Source organism: Arthrobacter bambusae, from assembly GCF_030812595.1.
GTDB lineage: Bacteria > Actinomycetota > Actinomycetes > Actinomycetales > Micrococcaceae > Arthrobacter > Arthrobacter bambusae_B.
Window position 1 is genome coordinate 1 of the sequence record NZ_JAUSSZ010000021.1, and the last position, 24,035, is coordinate 24,035.

Here is a 24,035-nt window from a genome sequence, read left to right on the forward strand (position 1 = left end):
ACACCCGAACCAATTCACGCCGAACCTCAGGCCGACCAAAACGTCCCACAACACCACCAACCACTCAGGCGTTGCAACGACCCCCTGAACCCGCCAGGAGTTATCCGGTCATTCGTGAGCTGGCGTCAGGCCTTGGCGATCGCTTCCGCCAACGCCCCGAGAACCAGCTGCACAGATGCCCGGTTGGCATTCGGCCCCATCATGCCGATCCTCCAAACACTCGAGGCGAACGCACCCGCCCCCGCGCCAATCTCGATACTGAAGTTCTCCAGAAGGTAAGACCTGACCCCCGCTGAACTGACGCCGTCGGGCACTTTGACCGTGGTGAGGCTCGGCAATCGGGAACCCTCCGCGGCGAACAACTCAAGCCCCATCACTTCAAGGCCATCTCGCAACTCGGCCGCGGCGGCCTGGTGCCGTGCCTGGACTGCCGTGAGCCCCTCTGCCAAGATGCGGTCCAATCCGGCCTCAAGCCCGGCGATCATGGTCACCGGCGCCGTATGGTGATAGGTTCGGCTGCCACTCGCCGCGCCGACATACCCGCCCAGAAGCCCGATATCCAGGTACCAGGAGCGCGGATCCCTGATACGCCGTTCGAAAGCGCGCTGGGACACCGTGAACGGGGACAAACCAGGAGGCACGCCCAGGCATTTCTGCGTCCCGGCATACCCGACGTCGATCCCCCACTCATCAGCCTGGAGTTCCAGTCCGCCGATTGACGTCACCGCGTCCACGATCAGAAGGGCATCACCCTTGCCAGCGCCCAGGGGAGCGACGTCGGACAGGACACCTGTGGAGGTTTCGGCATGAATGGCGGCAATCACCTTGGGATGCGGGTGCGCTGCGAGCACGCGCTCCGCATCCACGGGTTGGCCCCACTCGTGATCGACGCGCACCACTGTGGCCCCGCAGCGTCGCGCGACCTCGCACATGCGCTCTCCGAAAAGCCCATTGACGGCAATGACTGCGACGTCGCCGTCGGACACTGTATTCACGAAGGCCGCCTCCATGCCGCCGGAGCCAGTGGCACTCAACGGCAGGGTACGTGAATTCCGGGTCCCCCACACCGCCCGAAGCCCGGCGCACGTCCGGTCCAGGCGCTCTATGAACAACGGATCCAGATGCCCGATCACCGGATACGCCAATGCGGCGGTCACTTCCGGATAGCAATTGCTGGGGCCCGGTCCGAAAAGATACCGGGAAGTCAGGACCTCTGGCATGGCGGAACTCCTTTGGCTCGTTGCTGACATTGTCCATCAGCCACCAAACGTGAGCGAGCGTTTCAGTAAAAGCCACCAAACGTGAGCGAGCGTTTCACTAAAAGCCACCAAAGGTGACCGGGCGTCCCGGGAAACACCGCTGGAGGTGACCGGGCGTCCCGGGAAACACCGCTGGAGGTGACCGGGCGTCCCGGGAAACACCGCTGGAGGTGACCGGGCGTCCCGGGAAATACCGCTGGAGGTGACCGGGCGTCCCGGGAAATACCGCTGGAGGTGACCGGGCGTCCCGGGGGCGGGCCCGGAGGACCGGGGTGCGGTATTCTCTTGACACCAAGGCGGTCATTGGATTGACTATTACGTATGCTGAAATAACAGTTCCATGATGTGGAAAGCCCGAGAGCGGAGACGCGCAGGCTCATCCGGCATAAATCGCCGGAGTTCCGCATAGCCGACACCATGGATGCCAGCACTCGCACGAGGAACGAACAAGCATGCAGCTTGAAACATTCAACAGCGTGGACCGCACGGACGCCATCGCCGTCCTCCGCCCATGCCTCGACATCCAACGTTGGGTGGAGCACGTCGCGGATGCGCGCCCCTTCCGTGACTTGGACTCTTTGCTGGACTTCGCCCGGGAGACCGCCGAGCCGTTCACCCCAGACGAAGTGGCGGCCGCGATGGCCCACCACCCGAGGATCGGCGAACGGCCCAAGGCCCAGACCACCGAAGCCGCGATGTCACGCTCCGAACAGGCCGGCGTCGACCCCGGCGATGACGGCATCGTCACCGCTTTGGCCGAAGGCAACCTTGAATACGAAGCCAAGTTCGGCCGCGTCTTCCTGATCCGCGCCGCGGGCCGGACCGCCAAGGAAATCCTTGCCACCCTCCAAGAGCGCCTGGCCCACACCGCGGAAGAGGAAGACACCATCGTGGCGGCCCAGTTGCGCGAAATCGCGTTGCTGCGCCTTGCCGGCATAGTCAGCGAATCCAGTGTGAGCAGCGAAGGAGCCACCCACAAATGAGCGTTTCCCAGATAACCACCCACATCCTCGACACCGGTTCCGGACGCCCGGCCGCCGGTGTCGCCGTCGTGCTGTCAGTGCGCGACGGCGACACCTGGAGGCCCGTGGCTAGCGGCACCACCGATGCGGACGGCCGGATCAAGGACCTGGGTCCTGAGAGGGTCGACGGCGGCAGTTACCGGCTGAATTTCGCAACCGGCCCGTATTACAAGGCCCAAGGCGTGGACACCTTTTTCCCGGAAGTGGACTTGAGCTTCACGGTGTCCGACGCCGGCGAGCACTACCACGTGCCGCTCCTGCTCAGCCCCTTCGCCTTCTCCACATACCGGGGCAGCTAACGCGTCGATTGCTCCGTAACAGTCGTTTTCAGGCCCCAAAAGGACCGTTACGGAGCAATCGACAGACGCAAACCGAGCGCTAGTCGATCGGGGTGACGTACGCTCCGGAGATTCCGCCATCAACCATGAAGGTCGACGCGGTGATGAACGAGGCGTCGTCGCTCGCCAGGAAGGCCACCGACGCGGCCAGTTCCTCGGGCTCGGCGAAGCGGCCCAAGGGCACATGGACCAAGCGGCGCGCTGCCCGCTCCGGATCGGAGGCGAAGAGTTCCTTCAGCAACGGGGTATTTACCGGTCCTGGGCACAAGGCGTTGATCCGCACACCCTTACGGGCGAATTCGACGCCGAGCTCGCGGGTCATCGCCAGCACGCCACCCTTGGACGCGCTGTAGGAAATCTGCGAAGTGGCCGCGCCCATCACGGCCACGAAGGAAGCGGTATTGATGATCGAGCCCTTGCCCTGCTCCAGCATGTACGGCAGCGCGTACTTGCAGCAGTAATAGACGCTCGTCAGGTTGACCTCCTGGACCCTACGCCAGGCGTCGATTCCGGTGTCGAGGATCGAAGCATCGTCGGGGGGCGAAATACCCGCGTTGTTGAACGCGATATCCACGCTGCCATAGTGGCTCTTGGCCGCGGCAAAGAGGTCGATGACTTCCTGCTCGTCCGTGACGTTGACCTTCACGAAGATCCCGTCAACGGCGGCCGCGGCTGCTTCCCCGGCTGAAGGATCGATGTCGGCAATGACCACGTTGGCACCCTCCGAAGCGAAACGCTTTGCCGTGGCCAAGCCGATCCCGCTGCCGCCGCCGGTGATGACGGCCGTGCGGTCCTTGAGTCGGTTCGAAATGAATTCGGTCATGGTGATCTCTCCTTAAATGATGGGGCTCTACGAAGTTGTCGGTTCAGTGCGCGATGAAAACGTTCTTGACTTCGCTGAAGGAATCGAGCGCGTCGGGACCCAGTTCGCGGCCCAGGCCCGATTGCTTGAAGCCGCCGAACGGCGTCGAATACCGGACTGAAGAATGGGAGTTCACCGAGAGGTTTCCGGAATCCACTCCACGGGCCACACGCAAGGCACGGCCAATATCCTGGGTCCAAATCGATCCCGAGAGCCCGTACTCGGTGTCGTTGGCGATCCGCACCGCGTCCGCCTCGTCCTTGAAGGGTACGACGACGACGACCGGTCCGAAGATCTCCTCGCGCACCGCCGGATCGTCGAAGGAGTCGGGAGCCAGGACCGTGGGCGGGAACCAGAAACCGGGCCCTTCGGGCACCTCACCTTGGAAGGCTATGGGTGCTCCCGAAGGCACGAAGCCCGCGACGGTTTCGCGTTGCCGGGCGGAAATCAACGGACCCATGACGGTACTTTCATCCGCAGGGTCGCCAACTTTGACAGCCCGGACGGCGGGCTCCAAGAGTTCCAGGAAACTATCGTAGGCCGACTTTTCCACCAAGATCCGGGACCTGGCGCAGCAGTCCTGGCCGGCGTTGTCGAAAGCACCGCCGGGGGCTGCGGCGGCCGCGGCCTGAAGGTCGGCGTCAGCGAACACGATGTTCGCGCTCTTGCCGCCCAACTCGAGCGTCACCCGCTTCACTTGATCGGCACAACCGGCCATGATCTGCTTGCCAACCCCGGTAGACCCGGTGAAGACGACCTTTCGCACCGCGGGGTGGCTCACGAAGCGGGCGCCCACCACGGACCCCTTTCCCGGGATGATCGTCAGCACGCCGTCGGGCAGTCCGGCCTCGCGGGCCAGCTCTCCCAACCTGATGGCCGTCAGCGGCGTAAGTTCGGCGGGTTTGAGGACCACGGTGTTGCCCGCCGCGAGCGCCGGCGCGAAGCCCCACGCCGCGATCGGCATGGGAAAGTTCCAAGGGACAATGATGCCGACGACGCCCAGTGGCTCGTGGAACGTCACATCGAGGCCGCCGGCAACAGGGATCTGCCGCCCGAAGTGCCGCTCGGGAGCCGCCGAGTAATAGCTGATCACATCGCGTGCATTGCCCGCTTCCCAGCGGGCATTGCCGACGGTGTGGCCCGCGTTGCGGACTTCCAGTTGTGCGAGGTTCTCCAGATCGGCGTCGACAGCGGCCGCGAACCGGCGCAAGAGCAGCGCCCGGTCCGACGGCGACACCTTCCGCCAACCCTCAAAAGCGGCAGCCGCGCGAGCAATCAGTGCGTCGGTCTCCGCGAGGGATGCCAGTTCAACGGTTTGAAGGAATTCCTCGGTGGCCGGATTGATGATGTCAAAAGTTGTGGCACTCACGTCCAGCTCTTTTCTGTCGGTTTGAATTCCGTCGCTGGCTCGAGGCGCCCAGCGTCATCTTCGCCGTCCCGGTATCTCCTGGCGGCATCAACGAATCCTTCAAAGAGGCGCAGGTCGGAACGATCTTGTTCAGGGTGAAACTGAACGCCCAACGCCCAACTCCCCTGGGTCGACTCCACGGCCTCGATGGTGCCGTCCGCCGCGTAAGCCGTGACACAAAGCCCCTCAGCCACCCGGTCCAGAATTTGGTGGTGATAGACCGGCGCCGATGCCCGTTCGCCCAGCAGCCCAGCGATGATGCTCCCCGGCTGGGTACCGAACTCAACTTCCCCATGGACCCCAGGTGCGGGTTGGTAGTTGGCGTCGGGCAGGACGTCCGGCACGTGCTGGATGAGGTTTCCGCCCAAGGCCACGTTCAGGATTTGCGCGCCGCGGCAGATTGCAAAGAGAGGAACTCCCTTCTCCAATGCGGCCAGCGTCAAGGCGATGTCGTGCTCGTCCCGGGCGGGCTGGCTGCGAGTGGTTGGGTGAGGCTCGGCGTCGTACTTTCCGGGGTCGACGTCGGCTCCGCCCACCACAACCAGGCCATCCACGAAGTCAAGGACCGAAGTATCCGTGCCGATAGGCGGCAGAAGGACAGGTGTGCCGCCAGCTGCCACGACTGCTTCCAAATATGTCGCCGGCAGCACCGCTGCCTGCGCATCCCAAACCCCCCATCTCGCGTCTTGCAGGTAGGTGGTCAAGGCGATCCGAGGCCTCGGGAGCGAGCCTGGCGCCTCGGCGCGCGTTTGATTCCCAGTCATGCCTAGAGCCTTTCGAAACCGCGGCGGAGCTCCCAGTCCGTAATGGCGGACTCAAAAGCTGCCAGTTCGACGTCGGCGTAGTTCACATAGTGCCGCACCACTTCCTCGCCGAAAACTTCCTTGGCGATCACGGAGTCGGCGAACAGATCGCGGGCTTCCCGCATCGTCGTCGGCACGGTGGGAGCGCCCGAAGTGTAGGCGTTGCCACTTGTTGCGGATTCGAGTTCGAGCTCATTCTCGATTCCGTAAAGCCCGCCGGCAAGCATGGCCGACAACGCCAAATACGGGTTGACGTCACCACCCGGCAGCCGGTTTTCCAGCCGGGCACTCTGGCCATGCCCTACCAGACGCACCGAGCAGGTGCGGTTATCAAGGCCCCAGGCCACCGCCGTCGGGGCGAACGAGCCCTTCACGAACCGCTTGTACGAGTTGATGTTGGGAGCGTAGAAGAGCGTGAATTCCCGCATCGTGGCAAGCACGCCGGCGATGAAGTGATCGTAGGTTTTAGTGCGGGCACCGGTGGCTTTGTCCCAGAAAACCAGCTCGTCGTCGAGTCCGCGGAGCGAAAGGTGGATGTGGCAGGAGTTGCCCTCGCGCTCGTTGGGCTTGGCCATGAAGGTAATGGATTGGCCCATGTCATGGGCGATATCCTTGGCCGCGGTCTTATAGACGGAGTGGTTGTCGGCCGTCGTGACCACTTCGTCGTACTTGAACGCGATCTCGTGCTGGCCGAAGTTGCATTCACCTTTGGCTGATTCAACGGTCATGCCGGCCGCGTACATATCGTTCCGGATCCGGCGAAGAAGAGGTTCCACACGGCCGGATCCCAGGAGCGAGTAGTCAACGTTGTATTGATTGGCAGGGGTGAGGTGCTTGTAGTCCAGCTCCCACGCCTGCTCGTAGGAGTCGTTGTAGACCACAAACTCCAGCTCGGTTCCGGCAAGTGCCTTCCAGCCGCGTTCGGCCGCTTTGGCCGCCTGGCGCTTGAGCATCGTTCGGGGTGAAACAGAGACCGGAGTGCCGTCGGTAGTGGACAGATCGCACTGGATCAGCACGCTGCCCTCCCGGTACGGAAGGACGCGGATGGTCTCCAAATCCATGTCGAAGAGCATGTCTCCATAGCCCTTTTCCCACGAGGAAATGTCATAGCCATCCACGGTGTTCATCTCGGTGTCGACGGCAAGGAGGTAATTGCAGCCCTCGGTGCCATGCTCCAGGACCGAATCCAGGAAGAATTGGGCGTGAAGAAGCTTGCCTTGCAGCCTGCCCTGCATGTCTGTGAAGCCCAGAATGACGGTGTCCACGGCGCCCGCGCCAATCTGCGCCTTGAGTTGCTCAACGGTGAGCATCCGGTCATTGCGCGGGTGGACGGTAGTCGATATGTCGTTCAGATTGTCCTTCGGATTGTCGTTCAGATTGTCCTTCATCGTGGTGCTCATTGTGACGCTCATTTCAGTAGTCCCTTGAGTAGTGCGGCAGTGGACTCGCAGTGCAATTCCATGACGCTTCGGGCCGCTGCAGGTTCGCCGTCGAGGATGGCCTGCACTATCAATCGATGTTCCTGGTTTGAATGCTCGATGTTCCGTTGCAGGAAGGGGATTTCCGCCAGGAACTCGTGGATCTTTGTCTGGATGGTGGTGCTGGCCTTATTGAGTTCGGACGAGCCCGCCACAGCGGAGAAAGCCAGGTGGAGGCGGGCATCTGCTTGCCTGTATTCCACGGGTGAACCCGCGTTTTCAACCTCAGCCAGGGAATCAGTGAGAAGCCGGCGCTGATCCTCATTCAACCGCAGCGACGCCGCCCGCTGGCAGGCTCCGGGCTCAATCACCGAACGGAAGATGAGGATGTCGCTGATTTCCTCCTGCCGGTCCTTGTTGTCGAGCCGCTCAGGCGGCCGCGCATTGTCGACCGGTTCCACGATGGTTCCGCCGCCCCTCCCCCGGACGGTCGTGACGAAGCCCGCGGCGCGCAATGCGCTGATCGCTTCACGCAGCGTGGCCCGGGAGACCTGCATGCGCTCGGCCAAGTCACGCTCGGGCGGGAGGCGTTCGCCGGTTTTGAAGATCCCCAGCTGAATTGCCGATCCCAAATGCTCGACGCACGACTCGAAAGCCATGTGTCCGCGCACCGGAAGCAGAACCGTCTCCAGTAGGGGGGATTCAATAGGTTCAACGAGGAACATGGCGGCCTTCCTGGCTGGGAGGCCGCCGGCGGGGAACCGCCGGCGGCCCATGGTTGGGCTAGCTGAGCAGCTTATCTGCGTCGATCGTAAGGTGCTCTTGCTCGGCGCTCGTCATAAACGTCCGGCGCCCGGTCGTGTACCAAAGCACGGTGGCCAGGAGGAAGACGACCACGACGGCGATTGGCGCGTAGTTGAAGGTGTCGATGGTGATATCCGCGACGGGTGGAAGAACAAAGAGAATCACGATGATGGCGACCCACACAATCGCTATCCAGTTGATGAGTGGGCTCCACTTGCCCAGATGCCACGGGCCCGGCACGAAGTCCTTGTTGAGCCTGCGGAGCAACACCGGGGTGATGTACGCGATGTAGAGGCCGATGACGGCGACGCTCGTCACGGCAAAATAGGCGGTGGTATTGAACAGCGCAGGCGAAGCTAGCACGATCGCGCAGCCGACGCAGAGCCAGATTGAATTAGTGGGGGTGCCGCTCCGGGCATTGACCTGGGCCCAAATACGGGAACCCGGCAGTGCATTGTCGCGGGAGAAAGCGTAGGTCATGCGTGAGTTGGCGGTCACTGATGCCATTCCGCAGAAGAACTGTGCTCCCACCACGATGGCGAGCAGGAACTTGGCTACGCCGGGGTTGCCCAGCGCATCCAGGAAAATCTGTGCCGGGGGCAATCCGGTTGCCGTGGCTCCAAGGGTGGTCAGGCCCTCCTCTGAGCCGTCCGGTATCGCCGCAACGAGTGAGTAGAGCAGGATCCAGCCACCAATGACGGAGATAACCACGCTCATCACGATCCCCTTCGGGGCCGCGATGGCTGCGTTCTTGGTCTCTTCGGCGACGTGGGCCGAAGCATCGTAGCCGGTGTAGGTGTACTGCGACATGAGCAGGCCCATGAGGAAGACATACGGCCCGAAGGTGAAGCCGGTTTCGTTGTGCCACGCCGTCATCGTCCAGTCGAAGGACTGGTGGTTCGTAGGCATGATCCACAGGGCGGCAACGATGATCGCGACGCCCACAATGTGCCACCATGCGGAGACATTGGAGAGGAAACTGACAATTTTGACGCCGAAACTGTTGAGCAGGGCGTGGATGACCATCAGGACGACGAACAGTGCGAACGTACCGCCAGCTGTGGGCTCGACCCCGAAAGTCAGAGCCGCGAAAGCCATCATTGTTGTGGCGCATCCAAAATCGATTGCAGCCGTGACGGCTACTTCACCGAGGAAGTTGAACCAACCGACGTACCAGGCCCAGGCCCTCTTGTTGCGTTTGGCGAGCCTGCCCGCCCAGAAATACAGTCCGCCGGCTGTGGGGTATCGGGAGCATACCTCGGCCATTGAAAGGGCCACGCACAAGACCAGGAGGCCAACGATCGGCCACCCGAGGTTGATGGCGGCCGGGCCGCCGGACTTGAGCGCAATGCTGAAGGATGTGATGCAGCCAGCCAGGATCGAAATGATGGAAAACGAGACTGCGAAATTGGAGAAGCCGGACATGCCGCGATGTAGCTCTTGCTTGTAGCCAAGCTCCGCGAGGGCGGCAGCATCTGCGTCTTGCACAGCCTGCACCTTCGCTGCCGTAGAACGATCACTCATGATTATTCTCTTTCTAAACGGAAGGGGGAGCGGGCCGACACCGCTCGCATCGATAGTGACCTACTTCACATCTATCTGTCAATGGTCTGACTTCAGACCACAAACCAACCGTCCCGGAACGGTAGGCTGGAAGGCATGGTTTCTGAGGACTCGAACACCGGCGGCACGTCACAAAAGAGCACGTCACAAAACGGCACGTCACCAAACAGCACCCCGGAGCGTCGCGGGATCACAGTCCGCCGCGCGCCGAAGTTCGTTCCCTTCATGGGCCTGGGCGGCGTGATTGGCATCATTGTCGCCGCATTCGTGGCCTATGGGATCCCCGGGGACGAAAGTTTCGACACCGGGGCGGTCTTCGGCTTCTTCCTCGTATCCTTCGCCGCGGGTGGCGTCTTGTTGGGTGCCATCACGGCACTCGTCCTGGACAAGGTCAGCGTGCGTCGCTCCCAGCGGGCCGTCGTCGAGTCCGTACCCAACCCCACAGAGCACGATCCCGAAGCATAGGATCCCGGTCACAATGCCGCGTGGGGGAAAGTACCACGCCAACATCATGCGACAATTGACCAGTGGCACGTGGCGACGGAAAACTTTCTCATGATCTTCTCCCCGACGAAAAAGGACCTCAGGACGCTTGTGGCGTCTTCGGGGTCTGGGCGCCGGGCGAAGAAGTAGCAAAACTCACCTATTACGGGCTGTATGCGCTGCAGCACCGCGGACAAGAATCGGCTGGTATTGCTACCAGTGACGGCAAGCGCATCAATGTCTACAAGGACATGGGCCTCGTGTCCCAGGTCTTCGACGAGACGACCCTCAACACCCTCACCGGGCACCTTGCCGTGGGCCACTGCCGCTACTCCACCACCGGAGCAAGCCACTGGGCCAATGCGCAGCCCACCTTGGGCGCAACCGCTACGGGGACCGTTGCCCTCGCGCACAACGGCAACCTGACCAACACTGCCGAGCTCCGGGAAATGATCCTCGAACTCAACGGCGGTCAGTTGACCGGAGAAATGAAGCAGGGCAACACCTCGGACACCGCCTTGGTCACCGCCCTCCTCGAAGGCGAAGAGGGCAAGACCCTCGAAGAGACCGCGCTTGAACTGCTTCCCAAGATCCGGGGCGGTTTCTGCTTCGTGTTCATGGACGAAGGCACCCTCTACGCCGCCCGCGACACCTTCGGCATCCGCCCCCTGTGCCTTGGCCGCCTCGAGCGCGGCTGGGTTGTCGCCTCGGAGCAGTCTGCGCTGGCCACCGTCGGTGCGAGCTTCATCCGCGAGATCGAACCCGGCGAGTTCATCGCCATTGACGAGAACGGCGTCCGCTCCCGGCGTTTCGCGGAAGCGACGCCCGCCGGTTGCGTTTTCGAGTATGTCTACCTTGCGCGCCCCGACGCTTCCATTGCCGGGCGCTCCGTGTACGAATCCCGCGTGGAGATGGGCCGCCAGTTGGCCCGCGAAAACACCCAGGTAGCGGACATCGTCATCCCCGTCCCCGAGTCCGGAACTCCGGCAGCAGTGGGCTACGCCGAAGAATCCGGCATCCCGTTCGCGCACGGCTTCGTCAAGAACTCCTACGTTGGCCGGACGTTCATCCAGCCTTCACAGACCTTGCGCCAGCTCGGAATCCGGCTCAAGCTCAACGCCCTCGAATCAGTGATCCGGGGCAAGCGCGTGGTGGTGGTGGACGACTCGATCGTTCGCGGCAACACCCAGCGGGCCATCGTCCGGATGCTCCGCGAGGCCGGCGCCGCGGCCGTCCACGTCAAAATCTCCTCACCGCCGGTCCAGTGGCCCTGCTTCTACGGCATCGACTTCGCATCCCGCGCTGAACTGATCGCCAACGGTGCCACGATCGAGGAAATCTCCCAGGCCATTGGAGCAGACTCGCTGGCCTACATTTCCGAAGACGGCATGATCGGCGCCACCCAGCAGCCACGCGAACGCCTTTGCACTGCCTGCTTCACCGGCCAGTACCCCATCGCACTTCCGGGCTCGGACAAACTGGGCAAAAACCTCCTGGAGCGCACCGACCTCGGCGAGCTGCCGACGTCGGGCACCTCCCCCGAAGCCGTCACCGCGGACTCGGACGACCCGGCCAACAAGCCCGGCGCCACGGGCTGCGATCCCGGACCCGACGCCGAGTTTGAGAACCTGCTGACCGACGCCGATAAGAAAGAGTCTGTATGACCCCCGCATCCTCCGCCGCTGATAACACAACGGGCATCACCTACGCGTCGGCCGGCGTCGACGTCGAGGCAGGCGACCGCGCCGTCGAACTCATGAAGGACGCCGTCAAGGCGACCCACAACAGCTCTGTGCTCGGCGGCGTCGGCGGCTTCGCCGGCCTGTACGACGTCTCCAAGCTGCTGACGTACAAGAAGCCGCTGCTGGCCACGTCCACCGACGGCGTGGGCACCAAGGTAGCGATCGCCCAGGCCATGGACATCCACGACACGATCGGTTTCGACCTGGTCGGCATGGTGGTGGACGACATCGTGGTGGTCGGCGCCGAGCCGCTCTTCATGACCGACTACATCGCTTGCGGAAAGGTTGTCCCCGAGCGCATCGCGGACATCGTCCGCGGCATCGCGGCGGCCTGTTCCGTCGCGGGCACTGCCCTGGTGGGTGGCGAAACCGCTGAGCACCCGGGCCTGCTGGGTGAACACGAGTACGACGTCGCCGGCGCAGCTACCGGTGTTGTCGAAGCCGATGCCCTGCTTGGCCCGGACCGGGTCCGCGCAGGCGACGTCGTGATCGGCATGGCCTCCTCGGGCCTGCACTCCAACGGGTACTCCCTGGTTCGCCGCGTGATCAACCACGCCGGCTGGGCCCTGGACCGCCAGGTCTCCGAGCTGGGCCGCACCCTGGGCGAAGAACTGCTTGAGCCCACCCGTGTCTACGCCGCCGACTGCCTGGACCTCGCCCGCGCTTTCCCGATCAACGGCCTCGCGGCTGCGCCCGGCGCCGTGCACGGCTTCAGCCACGTCACCGGGGGCGGCTTGGCAGCCAACCTGGCCCGTGTCCTGCCGCAGGGCCTCGTTGCCACGGTTGACCGCGCCACATGGGAACTGCCGGCCATCTTCAAACTGGTCTCCGAGCTCGGCAACGTGCCGCTCGCCGACCTCGAGCGCACTCTCAACCTCGGTGTCGGCATGGTGGCCATCGTGTCCCCCGAAATCGCCGACGCCGCCGTGGCGCGCCTCAACGAACGCGGCCTGCCGTCGTGGGTCATGGGTACTGTTGCGGCGGATTCCTCGTCCGTGGACAAGAGCGGCCCGGACTATGTCCAGGGCGCCAAGGGCGTCGACGGCGGAGCCGTGCGCCTGGTGAACGCTTACGCCTAAGGGTTCTTAGCTCAAACGAGTGCCCACCCAATGACCGTTCTGGCCATTTGGGTGGGCACTTTCGCTTAAGCCTAAGAGCTTTCGCCGGCCATCACGCTGAAGGCTGCTCCGGCAGGATCGCCGAGAACCGCCATGCGGCCGACACCGGGGACATCGAAGGCAGGCGCGAAGACCTGGGCTCCGAGTTCCACCGCCTTCGCGACGGACTCGTTGACGTCCGCAACATTGAAGTAGGTCATCCAGAACGGCGGCATGCCCTCCATGGGCTGCTTCATGGCGCCGGCCACGGCCTTGCCGTCCACCACGAGCTGGGTGTACTCCTGGAGATCGCCCGCCGCAGCCGCCTCACTGGAGCATCCCGTCACGCTTTCGTAGAAGGCCACGGCCTTGGCGACGTCGTTTGTCTGCAGCTCGCTCCAGATCACCGTGCCCGGTTCGTTGACCAAGCCGGCCCCGTGGTGGTTTCCGGCCTCCCAGAAGCCAATCTGCGCGCCGGTGGGATCGGCAGCGAAAAACATCCGGCCACTGCCGTTGGGGACGTCGTCCGGCGGGAAGAGGATGTTTCCGCGTGCCGCCGTGGCACGCCCTGCGGCCTCATCGACAGAATCGACTGCGAGGTAGTTAGCCCAGTATGACGGCATCCCGGCCGCAGCCATGTCCGGCATCTGCTGCATCATGCCCGCAACGTAGCAGCCCTGCAGCTTGGCCATGTAGTACGTGCCGCCGTTGCCGGCGTCCATCGCGTCCAATTCCCAGCCGAATAGATCGCCGTAGAAAGCCTTGGAAGCCTCAATGTCCGACGATGACAGGTCCACCCAACATGGAGTTCCCTGCTTGTAGCTATCAACCTGCGGCATTGCTGTCCCTTTGTTGAGATGCCGGCATGTGCCGGCGCTCCAAGCTGGAGGGCGTCTGGGACAACCCTGTCCAGCGGCTCATTAGCCGCTCCTATCCACTGGATGACGCCAAGCTTGAGCGTGTGGCAAACGATCACCGAAAGATCCTCGCCGCTGCCCGCGCCAATGACCTCGAGGCACTCATCCCGCTGCTGGATTTGTGCCACCAAAAGGACTGAGCGGGAAAAGGGAAAAAGAGGACGAAAAAGCCCGCAGGGCATGCCAAAAGTGGCGCCCTACGGGCTTGATCATTTTGGGTGGCATCCGGAGATGTCAAATGACTTCGTGTACGACGGCGGTACGCAACTCGATGCCGAAAGGCACCTGATTGTTGCTACAGCTATCCGATGCGGCGGGTGTCTACCTCGTCGTCATCGTCTTCCAAGTCCTGTGCGTACTTGTCCTCGTAAGCCGAGTAGTCCGGCTCCGGCGGATCATCCGCGAATCGGCTCGTCGCACGACTTGATGGCCCGGTCAGCTCGCGCTGGAGGGCCGAATAGTCAGTGTTCGGGGAGTAATACTTGATGTCCCGAGCCTGCTTGGTAGCTTTTGCCTTTTGACGGCCGCGCCCCATGGCGTGACCCCCTTTTGTACTTGGACCGGAGGTGGTCACCTTGGCGATCGGTGAGGCCCCGGAATGTTTGGTCAATTTGTCGTATGTCTAGATTACATGCTTTCTGGAGCAACTGCTTGCCATGACCTCCGCGAAACCGCCGTCACAGTTCCACCCGGCAGCATCACCGACCAGCGGCATGAAAAACTTGGGTAGAGTCGCCCTAATATCGGGCCGCACGCATGAAAGGCGCAAACTCAGACATGGGCCAGGACAACACCATCCCGGGCAACAACGGTACAGCCGGCAACGAGTCACCGGTAGACCCTGGTTCAGGGACCGAAGATCCGCGGGTTTCTGGCATCTACGCGGAAAATGGTGTTCCTGGCAAACCCGGGCCCGCCGACGGCTTTCCCCCCGAAGAAGGGCAATCCCTGCGGAGCGCACTGGACGCCAGGACGCGTTATCGGCTCATCATTGGCGGCATTGTGCTTGCCGTGTTGATCCTCATCGGCGTAGTCATCTGGGTCATCCTTGGGGCCTTGGCCAACCATCCAGCGGCCGGTCCTGCCCCTGCACCGTCCACGTCCAGCAGCCGCGGCCCCCTCCCGGCAGACGTCGAGGCAAAGGATTACCAGCTGGGCGACTGCTTCGCCGATTTCGACTCGAACGCCACCAAGTCCAGGGTGGTGGACTGCAACACCGACCATTCGGCCCAGCTAGGCGCTGTTTTCCGGTACAAGGCTGATGACAGTTTCCCCGGGGCCACTGCCTTGCGTGACAAAGGTCGCGAAATCTGCCGTGATGTGATGCTCAATGAAGCCTCCACCAAGTACCCGCTCCTTCAGCAGAACGTGTACCCAAGCGCCACCAGTTGGAACAACGGTGACCGCCGAGTGGACTGCTTCATCGTGGTGAACTCAGGAAACACACTCAAGGAATCCATCCTCCAGAAGTAGCCCCGCAGCTTACAGCCCAGGCAGCTGGCAGTTCTCAGTTGGGTGCACGCCGCACCCTCAGGCCGTTACCCGCAGGAGCCCCGCCGTCGGAACCCGCCAAAGCTTCGAGACCCTCGATGGTGAGCTCGTCGACGTCGGCCGCGGTGTCCACCAGCACGGTGTCGCCGTCCGCGATGTGACCCGCGAGGATCTCCTTGGCCAGGCGGTCGCCGATCTCGCGTTGAACCAGCCGCCGCAACGGACGGGCGCCGTAGGCGGGATCGTAGCCCGACATCGCGAGCCAAGCGCGGGCGCCGTCACTGACTTCAAGGGTGAGCCGGCGGTCGTGCAGGCGCTTGGTGAGCTCGCCCACGTGCAGCTCGACGATCCTGGCAAGCTCGTCCACGCTCAGGGGATCAAAGAGGACAATCTCGTCGAGCCGGTTGAGGAACTCCGGTTTGAAGGACGCGTTGACCACAGCCATGACCGCATTTCGCTTCGCCGTGGCGTCCAGGGTCGGATCCACAAGGAACTGGCTACCGTGGTTTGAGGTCAGCACCAGGATGGTGTTCCGGAAGTCCACGGTGCGGCCCTGCCCGTCGGTGAGGCGACCGTCGTCGAGCACTTGCAGGAGGATGTCGAACACCTCCGGGTGCGCCTTCTCCACTTCATCAAGCAGGATCACGGAGTACGGGCGGCGGCGGACCGCTTCAGTCAGCTGTCCGCCTTCCTCATAGCCTACGTAACCGGGAGGGGCACCGACCAGCCGCGCCACGGAGTGCTTCTCACCGTATTCGGACATGTCGATCCGCACCATGGCCCGTTCGTCGTCGAACAGGAAGTCGGCCAGCGCCTTCGCCAGCTCGGTCTTGCCGACCCCGGTGGGGCCCAGGAAGAGGAAGGAACCCGTGGGGCGGTTGGGGTCGCTGATGCCTGCGCGGGCGCGGCGGACCGCATCGGAAACGGCCGTCACGGCCTTGGATTGGCCGACCAGCCGCTTGCCGAGCTCCTCTTCCATGTGCAGCAGCTTCTGGGATTCTCCCTGCAACATGCGGCCGGCGGGGATGCCGGTCCAAGCCGAGATGACCTCGGCAATATCGTCCGCTGTCACCTCTTCCGCGACCATGAGGGCAGGCTTGGCTTCGCCGCGTTCTTCCCGGGCGGACTCTTCCTCGGCCGCGGCGCTGAGTTCGCGCTCCAACGCCGGCAGCTCACCGTAGAGGATGCGGGAAGCAGCTTCGAGATCGCCCTCGCGCTGGTACTTTTCGGCGGCGGAACGCAATTCGTCGATTTTCGCCTTGAGGTCGCCAACGCGGTTGAGTCCGGCCTTCTCAGCTTCCCAACGGGCGTTCAACGCCGCCAAGGCTTCCGCCTTGTCCGCCTTGTCCGCACGGATCGCCGCGAGGCGTTCCACGGAAGCGGCGTCCGTTTCGCGGGCGAGGGCCAGTTCCTCCATGGTGAGCCGGTCCACAGACCGGCGAAGCTGGTCGATTTCCTCCGGAGCGGAGTCGATCTCCATGCGTAGCCGTGACGCTGCCTCGTCCACGAGGTCGATCGCTTTGTCCGGCAACTGACGGCCCGAGATGTAGCGGTTGGAGAGCGTGGCGGCGGCGACGAGGGCGGAGTCTGCGATCGCTACCTTGTGGTGGGCCTCATAGCGTTCCTTGAGGCCGCGGAGGATGCCGATCGTGTCCTCCACGCTCGGCTCACCCACGTAGACCTGCTGGAAACGGCGTTCAAGGGCAGGGTCCTTTTCGATATTCTCGCGGTACTCGTCCAGGGTGGTGGCGCCGATGAGCCGCAGCTCGCCGCGGGCCAGCATTGGTTTGAGCATGTTGCCTGCGTCCATGGCGCTTTCACCGGTGGCACCGGCTCCCACCACTGTGTGGATTTCGTCGATGAAGGTGACGATTTGCCCGTCGGAGTTCTTGATTTCCTCCAGCACGGCCTTAAGCCGTTCCTCGAACTCGCCGCGGTATTTCGCGCCGGCCACCATGGACGCAAGGTCCAGGGCGATCAGGGTCTTGCCCCGCAGGCTTTCCGGAACGTCCCCGGCCACCATGCGTTGGGCGAGGCCTTCGACAACGGCGGTCTTGCCGACGCCGGGCTCACCGATCAGCACGGGGTTGTTCTTGGTTCGACGGCTCAGGACCTGGATGACCCGCCGGATTTCGCTGTCCCGCCCGATCACGGGATCCAGCTTGCCCGAACGTGCCACGGCCGTGAGATCGGTGCCGTATTTCTCCAACGCCTGGAACGTATTTTCCGGGTCCTGCGAGGTGACCTTCCGGTCGCCACGGACACCCGGGACTGCGGCGAGAAGCGCCTCATGGGAGGCACCGGCGTCGCGCAATAGCTTTCCTACGGCATCGCTCCCTGCAGAAAGGCCCAAAAGGAGGTGCTCAGTGGACACAAACGAATCGCCGAGCTTCTCTGCCTCGTTCTGGGCAGCCTGGATGGCCTGCATGGCAGGTCGCGAAAGTTGCGCTTGCTGCACGGAACTGCCCGATGACGCCGGCAGTGCCTTGATCGCCGAACTCGCCTGCACGCTGACGGCATCCGGATCCGCTCCGGTGGCGCGCAAAAGCGCCACCGCGACGCCTTCGCGCTGGTCCATGAGCGCTTTGAGCAGGTGGGCCGGCTCCACCTGCGGATTTCCTGCGGTGGAGGCGTTCATGGCCGCCGCGGAAAGAGCCTCTTGGCTCTTGGTGGTGAATTTGACGTCCATGGATGAGCTCCTTCCGGGAAAATGACTATTTCAAAGTTGAGTCTATTATGCTCAACTTTGCGAGCGCAGTACACCTGCTCCATGTTTGCCGACGGCGAAACGGCTGTCCATAGCCCCGGGGCGGCGCGGCGCCTCCCGGTCGAAAACGTTGGTGCGGGCCGAGGGCTGCGGGCCGGAACGCAGCCCTCGGCCCGAACCCACGACGCCGCCGAAGCGCCGTACGATATGCACATGGCACCCTTCACAGTCACTCGCAATGCACTGGTTCCGGCCGCGCCCGAAGGGGACGGCACCCGCGTCACCACTCGGAAAAACCCGTAGTCCTCGGGCACAGGCCATGGCCGTCTATCTTGATCCCCCGCTGTGGCCCGCGCACGGAACTGTGTTTTCCCACCTCGTCTCGGACACCTCGCTTGAGGAGCTGCATGCCTTTGCCATGGCCGCGGGGATTCCTGAGCGCGCCTTCGACGGCGACCACTACGACGTCCCGGAACGCCGCTACCAGGATCTCCTGTCCGCCGGCGCCATCCCCGTGGAGGCCCGGATTTTGGTGCGCAAACTGATCGCGAGCGGCTTGCGGATTCCCGCCCGCCAACGCAGCAAGGCCCTCACTGTGCCGTTGCTGGAACGCTGGAATTCGACCCTTCCGGGACATGAGGAGCTGGGTTTCGAGCTCCTCGAACGCTGGGGCGAGAAGCATCGGAAGTACCACAGCCGCACGCACTTGTTGGCGGTCCTGGAAGCCTTGGATCTCCTTACCGAACCCGGGACGCCTGCACACTCAGTGGCTCTGGCCGCTTGGTTCCACGACGCCGTCTACGAGGGAATTGCCGGGCAGGACGAAGAGCAGTCGGCAAGGCTGGCCGAGGACCGCCTGGCCATTGCCGGGCTTCCCGGGCCGGCAATCGACGAAGTTGCCCGGCTGGTCAGGCTGACATCCACCCACAGCCCCGAACCCGAAGACCACGCCGGCGCCCTCCTGTGCGACGCCGATCTGTCCATCCTTGGCGCGGAACCCGCGGATTACCGCCGCTACCTGGTTGCCGTCCGCGAAGACTACGCCCACGTGAGCGACGCAGACTTCGCCGCGGGCCGGGCCGCGGTGGTCCGCCAACTGCTCGCCTTGGATCCGCTCTTCCACAGCGAACGCGCGAAAAGCCTCTGGCTGGATCGCGCCCGCCGCAACCTGGAGGCCGAACTGTCATGACCACGGCGGGGACGGTGCACCGGCAGCTTCCGTTCACGGTGAGGTTTGAGTGGGGGCTCGACGGCGCCCGTTCCATTGCGTCCGGAGCGGACCTCGCCGTCGTGGTTGACATCCTGTCCTTCACCACGTGCGTCAGTGTCGCCGTCGACCGCGGCGCGTTGGTGTTCCCCTACCCATGGAAGGATGCAGGGGCCGAGGAATTCGCCGCCCACCACGATGCCCAACTGGCCGGTCCGCGGGGTGGAGGCGGGCTCAGCCTCTCGCCGTCGAGCTTGCGGGACGCGCGGACGTTGAGCCGCATCGTATTGCCTTCACCCAATGGCTCTTCCGTCGCCCACGAGCTCGCCCGGGAAGTCTCCCTTATTGCGGCCGTATCACTGCGCAACGCTGCCGCCACTGCGGATTGGGTGGCGTCCGAACTCGCCCCGGATGCAGTGGTGGCGGTGATCGCAGCCGGCGAGCAATGGCCCGGTGGTTCGCTCCGGCCCGCCCTGGAGGATCAAATCGGGGCCGGCGCCTTCCTCGCCGGTCTCGCTGCCGCAGGGCGGGGCGGATTCACGCCGGAAGACGGCAGGGAAGGTTTCGCGCCGGAGGCCAACGCAGCGATGGCCGTGTTCAACGCTGCCGAGCCCCGGCTCCATGACGCCCTGCGGGGCTGTTCCAGCGGGCGGGAGTTGATCGGCGCAGGATACGCGGACGACGTCGAGATCGCCGCCGAACTTGACGCCGGGACCGCTGTGGCCATCTTGAGGGACGGCGCGTTCCAGCGGATTTGAGTGCGCTTCAGCGTGGTTTCCGCAGGGGCTTGCAATTCCACTACCTAGCGATACTATGTACCAGTAGCTAGCAACACTGAGTAGTGAATGGAGGCGTCCGATGGGCAGGCAGATGACGGAGATGCTCAAAGGGACCCTGGAGGGCATCGTTCTCGCTCTCCTGACAGGGAAGCCTGCATACGGGTACGAAATCACGACGCTGCTCCGGGGGCAGGGCTTCACGGAGATCGCCGAGGGCACCGTGTATGCGCTGCTCGTCCGGATCGAGCAGAAAGGCCTCGTCGACGTCGAGAAGCGGCCGTCCGAGAAGGGACCGCCGCGCAAGGTGTATTCGCTCAACGAGCAGGGCGAGAAGGAACTGGACGAATTCTGGAACACGTGGAGCTTCCTGTCCGAGCGACTGGAACAGCTCCGGAAGGCAGGGAAGTGAACATGGCCGCAGGGTGGATCGAGCAACTCACGGGATCGCTCGAACAGAAGAAGCAATACAGGCAAAACAAGGCCCGCTTGGAGCAACTTCCCGCGGACTACCGCGCGGCGGCGACCGCGCTGGAGCGGTACCTGATGTACTTCGGGGCCATTGCCAAGGGCGATGTGCTGCTGCGGATGCTCGGAGATCTCACCGATCTCTTCGAACAGAGCGCCGCGGACGGAACGCCGATCCGCGGGATCGTCGGCGACGACCCGGTGGAGTTCGCGGAAACCTTCATGCGCAACTACACGGGCGGTCAGTGGATCAACAAGGAGCGCGAACGCCTGGTCAAGGCGATCGACGCCGCCGCCGGAGACGATGGGAAGGAAGGGAGGTCATGACCAACGCATCCACCACCCGCGAACCCTCGATCCGAGTGCGGAGCGTCGAAAAGTCCTACAAGGACTTGCACGTACTGCGCGGCGTGGACTTCGACGTGGCACCGGGCAGCATCTTCGCCCTTCTCGGCTCCAACGGAGCAGGAAAGACAACGATGGTGAAAATCCTGTCCACACTCTTGAAGACCGACGCCGGGACAGCCACAGTCAATGGATTCGATGTGGCTACGCACCCTCTGCGGGTCCGGGAATCCATCAGCCTGACCGGGCAGTTCGCAGCGGTCGACGAGATCCTCTCCGGTCGCGAGAACCTGGTGCTGGTAGCCAGGCTGCGGCATCTGGAGAATCCCCGCGAGGTGGCTGATGAACTTCTCGCACGCTTCAACCTGGCGGATGCAGCATTGCGAAAGGTATCCACGTATTCAGGGGGCATGCGCCGCCGCCTTGACATTGCCATGAGCCTGATCGGGCACCCGAAGGTCATTTTCCTTGACGAACCGACCACAGGACTCGATCCCGAAGCACGAATCGACGTATGGCAGATCATCAAGGATCTGGCCACCCAAGGCACAACGGTTTTGCTCACCACGCAGTATCTCGACGAGGCTGAACAGCTTGCTGAAAGGATCGCCATTCTTCACCAAGGGCGCATCATCGCGAATGGCACCCTCGCCGAGCTCAAGCAACTACTCCCGCCGGCGAAAGCCGAGTACGTCGAAAAGCAGCCCACCCTGGAGGATGTCTTCCTTGCACTCGTGGGCAACGAGGGCAAGGCCGCGACAACTGCCGCAACAAGCAAGGAGCAGTCATGAGAACACACTTCTTCGCAGACACGAGCGTCCTGCTGGGCCGCTCCATGCGTCACATCTTCCGCAGCGCGGACACCATCATCACCACCGCGATCACGCCGATCGCCCTCATGCTGCTGTTCGTCTACGTATTCGGCGGAGCGATCAGGACAGGCACGGAGAACTACGTCAACTACCTGCTGCCGGGAATCATGCTGATCGCGATCGCCTCGGGCATCGCGTACACCGCCGTTCGCTTGTTCTACGACATGCAGAGCGGCATTTTCGAGCGGTTCCAGTCCATGCCGATCGCACGATCATCCGTGCTGTGGGCGCATGTGCTGACTTCCATGGTCGCCAACGGGCTTTCGCTCGTGATCATTGTGCTGGTTGCCTTGGCCATGGGATTCCGGACATCGGCCAGCCTGCTGGCATGGCTCGCCATCGTGGGAATCCTGACGCTGTTCACCCTTGCACTTACCTGGCTCGCAATCATCGCGGGCCTGACAGCGAAGTCCGTGGACGGCGCCGGCGGGTTCTCCTACCCGCTGATCTTCCTGCCGTTCATCAGTTCGGCGTTCGTTCCCACCGCCACCATGCCAGGTCCCGTGCGCGCCTTCGCCGAGAACCAGCCGGTCACGTCGATCGTCAACACGATCCAGGATCTCTTTGGACAACGGCCGGTCGGCAGCGATATATGGGTCGCACTCGCATGGTGCCTCGGCATCCTCGTTCTCGCGTACTTCTTCGCCGCGGCCGCTTACCGGCGCAGGGTCAGCTAATCAACCGGAGAGTCCCGAACGGTCTCGTATCATGGAGGTGTGACCTCCTACCTCCAGCGCTCCGGTGCCGAAATCCCGCACGCCCGCCCCGACGTCGAGCACGTCCTGGCCGTGCGCGGTACGGGAGGCTACCGACAGTACCGCATCCCCGCACTGGCGGTCTCGACGGCGGGAACTGTACTCGCCGCCTATGACGGCCGGCCGAACCTGGACGATCTGCCCAATCCGATCGATCTCCTGCTCCGGCGCAGCACGGACAATGGCCGCAGCTGGGAGGAACAGCGGGTGGTCCGCAGCGGCCCGGGGCTCCACGGCTACGGCGATCCCAGCCTGTTGGTGGACACAGTGACAGCCCGGATTTTCATGTTCCACGCCGCGGGGACACATGCCGGTTTCTTCGAGGCAGTAGGGGGCCTGGAACCGGATGACGACGTGCAGCACTGCGATCTCAGCTTTTCCGACGACGACGGGATCACCTGGCAGCACCGGCGGCTCACCGATCAGCTCAAGCTGGGCCGCGGTGCCGGCGACCGCGGCATCACCGGGGTGTTCGCCGCGGCCGGGCAGGGAATCCAGATGCACACCGGTCCGTTCGCCGGGCGCCTGGTGCAGCAGTTCGTGGTCCTCGTGGACGGAGAAATCATGGCGGCTTCCGCTTACAGCGACGACCACGGCGAGAGCTGGATCCTTGGTTCGCTGATCGGAAAGAACGCGGACGGGATCGGCCCCAACGAAAACAAAGTGGCGTGCCTCGACGACGGCCGACTCCTCCTGCATTCACGTGCAACTCCCCGGCGCCTGGCAGCAATCTCCCATGACGGCGGCGAGACGTGGAGCCGACTGGAAGCGGTGGAAGACCTCCCCGACCCGAGCGACAATGGCTCACTTGTCCGCTTCGACGGCCTGCCGAATGTGGCTTCCCTGGCCGGCCCGGCCACGAACGGCTGGCTACTGGCGAGCAACAACCAGGACACATCCCTGCGTCGCAATACGGTCCTCAGCCTGTCCCCGGATAACGGGGACAGCTGGCCCGCCAAGCTGGTCCTGTGCGAGGGCAGCTCGGCCTACTCGACGGTGGCGCGGCTTCCGGACGGCAACATCGGCGTTTTGTACGAGCGGCAGGGATACCGCGAAATCGTCTTCGTTTCCGTCCCGGCGGAGCAGCTGACGGAGCAGCTTTTGGGTCCGGCGGGTCCGGCCCGTCCGGCCTGCGCGGCGGCCGAAAACCAGTCGCGTCCCCATGGCGTCGGCGGCATCGAGTTCCACATGGAACTGCGCTCCATCACTCCCGGCCGACCCGCTGTGTGGCAGAACGCCGGCGAATTCCACGCCATCTCCCCGGACAACGACGGCGACTGGGACGTTCGGACGTGGAAGGAAATCGGCCAGGGCTACTCAGCGGAACAAGCGCAGATCCTGGGAACCCGCGAAGCCCAGGACCTCAACTACGGTCCCATCATTCCGGGCTACAAGGCCGGGGACATCCTCGCCTTCACCGGGCGCGCCCGGAACCTGGGCACCCAAGCGGCGTCCGGCGTCGTACTCCTGGGACCGCACGCCAACGCGGCGGACTTCCCGCCCGCCGACCTGGCGCCGGGAGCGGAAGCGCTGTACTTCACGCCCGTTTACACCATCACCGAGGCGGATCTGGCGCGGGAATCTCTCGAGCTGACTTTTGCGGTGGCATACGACGGCGGTGCGCGGGACGCCGAGCGCAGCTTCAGTTTCGATCTGCGCACAGGAGCCGTGACAGCCGGCTAGTTCCGCGCGGGGGGA

Annotated in this window: 25 protein-coding genes; 15 read left to right on the forward strand and 10 right to left on the reverse strand. The window is 63.6% G+C overall.

Going from position 1 to position 24,035, the window contains the following annotated elements; genetic code table 11:
- Positions 1-125: 125 nt before the first annotated feature.
- Entirely contained in the window at positions 126-1,220 is a 1,095-nt protein-coding gene (locus tag J2S96_RS18860; RefSeq protein ID WP_306866975.1) for a pyridoxal-phosphate-dependent aminotransferase family protein, read from the reverse strand.
- Positions 1,221-1,711: 491 nt separating this feature from the next.
- Between J2S96_RS18860 and uraD the strand changes: the two genes are divergently transcribed.
- Complete coding sequence (gene uraD / locus J2S96_RS18865; RefSeq protein ID WP_306866978.1) at positions 1,712-2,242, forward strand: 2-oxo-4-hydroxy-4-carboxy-5-ureidoimidazoline decarboxylase; 531 nt, start codon at positions 1,712-1,714, stop codon at positions 2,240-2,242.
- Complete coding sequence (gene uraH / locus J2S96_RS18870) at positions 2,239-2,580, forward strand: hydroxyisourate hydrolase (protein WP_306866981.1); 342 nt, start codon at positions 2,239-2,241, stop codon at positions 2,578-2,580. Before uraD ends, uraH begins: the two co-directional genes overlap by 4 nt.
- Before the next feature lie 79 nt (positions 2,581-2,659).
- On the opposite strand, the gene J2S96_RS18875 is transcribed toward uraH, so the two are convergent.
- From J2S96_RS18875 to J2S96_RS18900, 6 genes are all read right to left on the reverse strand, one after another.
- Entirely contained in the window at positions 2,660-3,442 is a 783-nt protein-coding gene (locus J2S96_RS18875; RefSeq protein WP_370873164.1) for a 3-oxoacyl-ACP reductase, read from the reverse strand.
- 43 nt (positions 3,443-3,485) lie between these two features.
- The gene (locus J2S96_RS18880) at positions 3,486-4,850 is read right to left on the reverse strand and encodes an aldehyde dehydrogenase family protein (RefSeq protein ID WP_306866984.1); all 1,365 of its coding nucleotides are present in this window, start codon (positions 4,848-4,850) and stop codon (positions 3,486-3,488) included.
- Positions 4,847-5,653 (reverse strand): gamma-glutamyl-gamma-aminobutyrate hydrolase family protein, encoded by an 807-nt coding sequence (locus J2S96_RS18885; protein WP_306866987.1) that lies wholly within the window; start codon positions 5,651-5,653, stop codon positions 4,847-4,849. Before J2S96_RS18885 ends, J2S96_RS18880 begins: the two co-directional genes overlap by 4 nt.
- Positions 5,654-5,655: 2 nt before the next feature.
- Complete coding sequence (locus J2S96_RS18890) at positions 5,656-7,002, reverse strand: glutamine synthetase family protein (RefSeq protein ID WP_306867103.1); 1,347 nt, start codon at positions 7,000-7,002, stop codon at positions 5,656-5,658.
- Positions 7,003-7,100: 98 nt separating this feature from the next.
- Positions 7,101-7,835 (reverse strand): FadR/GntR family transcriptional regulator, encoded by a 735-nt coding sequence (locus J2S96_RS18895; protein ID WP_306866989.1) that lies wholly within the window; start codon positions 7,833-7,835, stop codon positions 7,101-7,103.
- 58 nt (positions 7,836-7,893) lie between these two features.
- Positions 7,894-9,438, reverse strand: coding sequence for an amino acid permease (locus tag J2S96_RS18900; protein ID WP_306866992.1), 1,545 nt, complete (start codon positions 9,436-9,438; stop codon positions 7,894-7,896).
- A 135-nt stretch (positions 9,439-9,573) separates the two neighbouring features.
- On the opposite strand from J2S96_RS18900, the gene J2S96_RS18905 reads away from it, so the two are divergent.
- The 3 genes from J2S96_RS18905 (at position 9,574) to purM (ending at position 12,781) form a co-directional block, all read left to right on the forward strand.
- The gene (locus tag J2S96_RS18905; RefSeq protein ID WP_306866994.1) at positions 9,574-9,942 is read left to right on the forward strand and encodes a hypothetical protein; all 369 of its coding nucleotides are present in this window, start codon (positions 9,574-9,576) and stop codon (positions 9,940-9,942) included.
- A 62-nt stretch (positions 9,943-10,004) separates the two neighbouring features.
- Complete coding sequence (gene purF / locus J2S96_RS18910) at positions 10,005-11,624, forward strand: amidophosphoribosyltransferase (RefSeq protein ID WP_306866997.1); 1,620 nt, start codon at positions 10,005-10,007, stop codon at positions 11,622-11,624.
- On the forward strand, positions 11,621-12,781 hold the full coding sequence (gene purM, locus J2S96_RS18915) for a phosphoribosylformylglycinamidine cyclo-ligase (RefSeq protein ID WP_306866999.1): 1,161 nt from the start codon (positions 11,621-11,623) through the stop codon (positions 12,779-12,781). Before purF ends, purM begins: the two co-directional genes overlap by 4 nt.
- A gap of 71 nt (positions 12,782-12,852) precedes the next feature.
- On the opposite strand, the gene J2S96_RS18920 is transcribed toward purM, so the two are convergent.
- Complete coding sequence (locus J2S96_RS18920; RefSeq protein WP_306867001.1) at positions 12,853-13,638, reverse strand: VOC family protein; 786 nt, start codon at positions 13,636-13,638, stop codon at positions 12,853-12,855.
- A gap of 26 nt (positions 13,639-13,664) precedes the next feature.
- Between J2S96_RS18920 and J2S96_RS18925 the strand changes: the two genes are divergently transcribed.
- Complete coding sequence (locus tag J2S96_RS18925) at positions 13,665-13,856, forward strand: hypothetical protein (protein WP_306867004.1); 192 nt, start codon at positions 13,665-13,667, stop codon at positions 13,854-13,856.
- A gap of 161 nt (positions 13,857-14,017) precedes the next feature.
- Here the strand turns inward: J2S96_RS18925 and J2S96_RS18930 are convergent, their stop codons facing one another.
- The gene (locus J2S96_RS18930; protein ID WP_028265518.1) at positions 14,018-14,251 is read right to left on the reverse strand and encodes a DUF3073 domain-containing protein; all 234 of its coding nucleotides are present in this window, start codon (positions 14,249-14,251) and stop codon (positions 14,018-14,020) included.
- A 221-nt stretch (positions 14,252-14,472) separates the two neighbouring features.
- On the opposite strand from J2S96_RS18930, the gene J2S96_RS18935 reads away from it, so the two are divergent.
- Positions 14,473-15,189 (forward strand): septum formation family protein, encoded by a 717-nt coding sequence (locus J2S96_RS18935; protein WP_306867008.1) that lies wholly within the window; start codon positions 14,473-14,475, stop codon positions 15,187-15,189.
- Between the two features lie 34 nt (positions 15,190-15,223).
- Here J2S96_RS18935 and clpB read toward each other — a convergent pair whose 3' ends face one another.
- Positions 15,224-17,896 (reverse strand): ATP-dependent chaperone ClpB, encoded by a 2,673-nt coding sequence (gene clpB, locus J2S96_RS18940; protein ID WP_306867011.1) that lies wholly within the window; start codon positions 17,894-17,896, stop codon positions 15,224-15,226.
- Positions 17,897-17,977: 81 nt separating this feature from the next.
- On the opposite strand from clpB, the gene J2S96_RS18945 reads away from it, so the two are divergent.
- The 8 genes from J2S96_RS18945 to J2S96_RS18980 all read left to right on the forward strand — a co-directional run bounded on the left by J2S96_RS18945 (position 17,978) and on the right by J2S96_RS18980 (position 24,020).
- Positions 17,978-18,217: a hypothetical protein gene (locus J2S96_RS18945; RefSeq protein ID WP_306867014.1), complete on the forward strand. Its 240-nt coding sequence runs from the start codon at positions 17,978-17,980 to the stop codon at positions 18,215-18,217.
- Between the two features lie 16 nt (positions 18,218-18,233).
- Positions 18,234-19,103, forward strand: coding sequence for a DUF4031 domain-containing protein (locus J2S96_RS18950; RefSeq protein ID WP_306867018.1), 870 nt, complete (start codon positions 18,234-18,236; stop codon positions 19,101-19,103).
- Entirely contained in the window at positions 19,100-19,879 is a 780-nt protein-coding gene (locus J2S96_RS18955) for a 2-phosphosulfolactate phosphatase (RefSeq protein WP_306867021.1), read from the forward strand. Before J2S96_RS18950 ends, J2S96_RS18955 begins: the two co-directional genes overlap by 4 nt.
- A gap of 100 nt (positions 19,880-19,979) precedes the next feature.
- Positions 19,980-20,309: a PadR family transcriptional regulator gene (locus J2S96_RS18960; protein ID WP_306867024.1), complete on the forward strand. Its 330-nt coding sequence runs from the start codon at positions 19,980-19,982 to the stop codon at positions 20,307-20,309.
- Positions 20,310-20,311: 2 nt separating this feature from the next.
- On the forward strand, positions 20,312-20,692 hold the full coding sequence (locus J2S96_RS18965) for a DUF1048 domain-containing protein (RefSeq protein ID WP_306867027.1): 381 nt from the start codon (positions 20,312-20,314) through the stop codon (positions 20,690-20,692).
- Positions 20,689-21,501, forward strand: a complete 813-nt coding sequence (locus J2S96_RS18970; protein WP_306867030.1) for an ABC transporter ATP-binding protein — start codon at positions 20,689-20,691, stop codon at positions 21,499-21,501. The genes J2S96_RS18965 and J2S96_RS18970 overlap by 4 nt, the downstream gene beginning before the upstream one ends.
- The gene (locus J2S96_RS18975) at positions 21,498-22,259 is read left to right on the forward strand and encodes an ABC transporter permease (RefSeq protein ID WP_306867032.1); all 762 of its coding nucleotides are present in this window, start codon (positions 21,498-21,500) and stop codon (positions 22,257-22,259) included. Before J2S96_RS18970 ends, J2S96_RS18975 begins: the two co-directional genes overlap by 4 nt.
- Positions 22,260-22,298: 39 nt before the next feature.
- Entirely contained in the window at positions 22,299-24,020 is a 1,722-nt protein-coding gene (locus tag J2S96_RS18980; protein ID WP_306867037.1) for a sialidase family protein, read from the forward strand.
- The last annotated feature ends 15 nt before the right edge of the window (positions 24,021-24,035 follow it).